The sequence below is a fragment of the Dyella japonica DSM 16301 genome (assembly GCF_001010355.1).
Lineage (GTDB): Bacteria > Pseudomonadota > Gammaproteobacteria > Xanthomonadales > Rhodanobacteraceae > Dyella > Dyella japonica.
This window is the reverse complement of the sequence record NZ_JPLA01000080.1, coordinates 1-2365: the sequence shown is the minus strand read 5'-3', so window position 1 is coordinate 2365 and position 2365 is coordinate 1. Positions and strand designations below refer to the sequence as shown.

Here is a 2365-nt window from a genome sequence, read left to right as displayed (position 1 = left end):
CCCCTCTACCCACCCCCAAGGCCCCATGCCACACTCGCCCGCTATGGCCGCCACCGTCCTTTTCGCCCTGCTCGCCATCGTGCTCTACCTCACTGCAGCGACGGCTCTGGCCCGGCCGCTGCTTGGAGGTGGGCAACCGCTGAACCGCTCGGCGCTGCTGCTGGCCGGCAGTGCCGTGCTGCTCCACGCCGGCACCCTGCTTGGCGCCCATCGCGGCGCGCTCGACCTGCATTTCTTTTCCGCGCTGTCGCTGGTCGCCTGCGTGGTCTCCGCCTTTACCCTGGTGGTGAATATCTGGCGGCCGGTGGCCGCGCTCGGCGTCATCGTGTTTCCGCTCACGGCCTTGCTGCTGGCGCTGGACACCTTCGCCGCGCCCGTCACGGCACCGCTGCCGCTGGAGTGGCAGATCAAGCTGCATGTCACGGTGGCGCTGCTGGCCTTCAGCGTGCTGTCCATCGCCGCGGCGCTGGCCATCCTGCTCGCCGTGCAGGAGCGCGCACTGCGGCATCGCCAGGTGGGAACGTGGATGCGCGCGCTGCCGCCGCTGACGCTGACCGAGACGCTGCTGTTCCGGCTGATCGGCGCTGGTTTTCTGCTGCTCACGCTGACCCTGCTCACCGGCATCCTGTTCGTGGACAACCTGTTCGGCCAGCACTTGATCCACAAGACCGTGCTGTCGATCATTGCGTGGCTGGTGTTCGGCACCCTGCTGATCGGCCGCTGGCGGCACGGCTGGCGCGGCCGCAGCGCGGTCAATCTGACGCTGGTGGGCATGGGTGTGCTGCTGCTTGCCTTCTTCGGCACCAAGGCGGTGCTGGAGCTGATACTTCATCGGACGCCATGAAGCGCATGCCATGATCATTCCCGGCCAGTTCGTCCTGACACTCTCCTGTCCTGACCGTGCTGGCATCGTGGCGGCGGTGTCGAATCATCTGGCCGCGCAGGGCGGCAACATCATCGAGGCCCAGCAGTTCGGCGATGCTGAAACTGGCCGTTTCTTCATGCGCCTGGTGTTTGAAAACGCCGAGCGCGACCTCGAGGCGCTCAAGCCGGGCTTCGACGAATTCGCCAAGCCGTTCGCCATGCAGCTGAACCTGCGCAACCGGGCGCAACGCCGCCGCGTGCTGCTGCTGGTGTCCAAGTTCGATCACTGCCTGGCCGATATCCTATATCGCTGGCGCATCGGCGAGTTGCCGATGGACATCGCCGGCGTCATTGCCAACCACCCGCGCGAAACCTATCGCCATCTGGACCTGGACGGCATCCCCTTCCACTACCTGCCGGTGGATCGGGACAGCCGCGCCGACCAGGAAGGCGCACTCGCCGCACTGATCGAGCAATCGCAGACGGACCTGGTGGTGCTCGCCCGCTACATGCAGATCCTGTCGCGCGAGCTGGTGCAAACGCTCGCCGGCCGATGCATCAACATCCATCACTCGTTCCTGCCCGGCTTCAAGGGCGCGCGCCCGTATCACCAGGCGTACCGCCGCGGCGTCAAGCTGATCGGCGCCACGGCGCATTTCGTCACGGCCGAGCTCGACGAAGGCCCGATCATCGAACAGGACATCGAACGGGTCACCCACGCCGATACGCCGGAAGACCTCATCCGCATCGGCCGCGACATCGAGCGCCGCGTGCTCGCGCGCACACTGCGCCTGTATCTGGACGACCGCGTCCTGCTCAACGGCAGCAAGACCGTCGTCTTTCATTCCTGACGGAGGTGTTCGTGGAACTGATCGGCATGCTCGATTCACCGTACGTGCGCCGCACCGCGATTTCATTGCGACTGCTGGGAATCCCGTTCACGCATCGCTCGATGTCGGTGTTCCGGCACTTCGATCAATTCCAACAGATCAATCCGCTGGTGAAAGCGCCCACACTGGTGCTGGACGATGGCTGCATGCTCACCGAGTCGGGCCTGATCATCGACTGGGCGCAGGCGCAAAGTGATCGCGCCGCCCTGATGCCCGCCGATGCAGCGGACCGCCAACGCGCATTGCGCCTCACCGGCATCGCCCTCGCCGCCAGCGAAAAAGCCGTGCAGATCGTGTACGAAGACAAGCGCGATCCGGACAAGCGCGATGAAGGCTGGCTCAAGCGCGTCAAAGGACAGCTGCATGCCGCGCACGATTTGCTTGAGCGCGAGCTGAGTGGCGTGGATGGCTGGATTTTTGGGAACGCGCCAGGTCAGGCCGATGTGTCCATCGCCGTTGCCTGGGGCTTCACTCAATTGGTGGCTGCCGACGTGATCGACGCGAAGGCTTATCCGCAGTTGGCGGCATTTTCGGCGCGCGCCGAATTGCATCCGGATTTTGCCGCGTTGCCGCCTGTGTAGAACGGCAGAACTACTGTGGGAGCGCACCCT

3 protein-coding genes are annotated in these 2365 nt (G+C 65.0%); all 3 read left to right on the top strand.

The features are described 5' to 3' along the window. Positions 1-43: 43 nt before the first annotated feature. Genes Y882_RS18185 through Y882_RS18175 form a run of 3 tightly spaced genes read left to right on the top strand, consistent with a single transcriptional unit; the run spans position 44 to position 2335 of the window. On the top strand, positions 44-844 hold the full coding sequence (locus Y882_RS18185) for a cytochrome C assembly family protein (protein WP_046973373.1): 801 nt from the start codon (positions 44-46) through the stop codon (positions 842-844). Between the two features lie 10 nt (positions 845-854). Beyond that, a complete protein-coding gene (gene purU, locus Y882_RS18180; RefSeq protein WP_046973372.1) occupies positions 855-1715 on the top strand; it encodes a formyltetrahydrofolate deformylase in 861 nt (286 codons plus the stop codon). An 11-nt stretch (positions 1716-1726) separates the two neighbouring features. Beyond that, complete coding sequence (locus Y882_RS18175; protein ID WP_046973371.1) at positions 1727-2335, top strand: glutathione S-transferase family protein; 609 nt, start codon at positions 1727-1729, stop codon at positions 2333-2335. The last annotated feature ends 30 nt before the right edge of the window (positions 2336-2365 follow it).

Excerpts from the sequence above, each read along its gene's own strand:
- Y882_RS18185 (WP_046973373.1), top strand. The coding sequence starts at position 44 with ATGGCCGCCACCGTCCTTTTCGCCCTGCTCGCCATCGTGCTCTACCTC.
- purU (WP_046973372.1), top strand. The coding sequence starts at position 855 with ATGATCATTCCCGGCCAGTTCGTCCTGACACTCTCCTGTCCTGACCGT.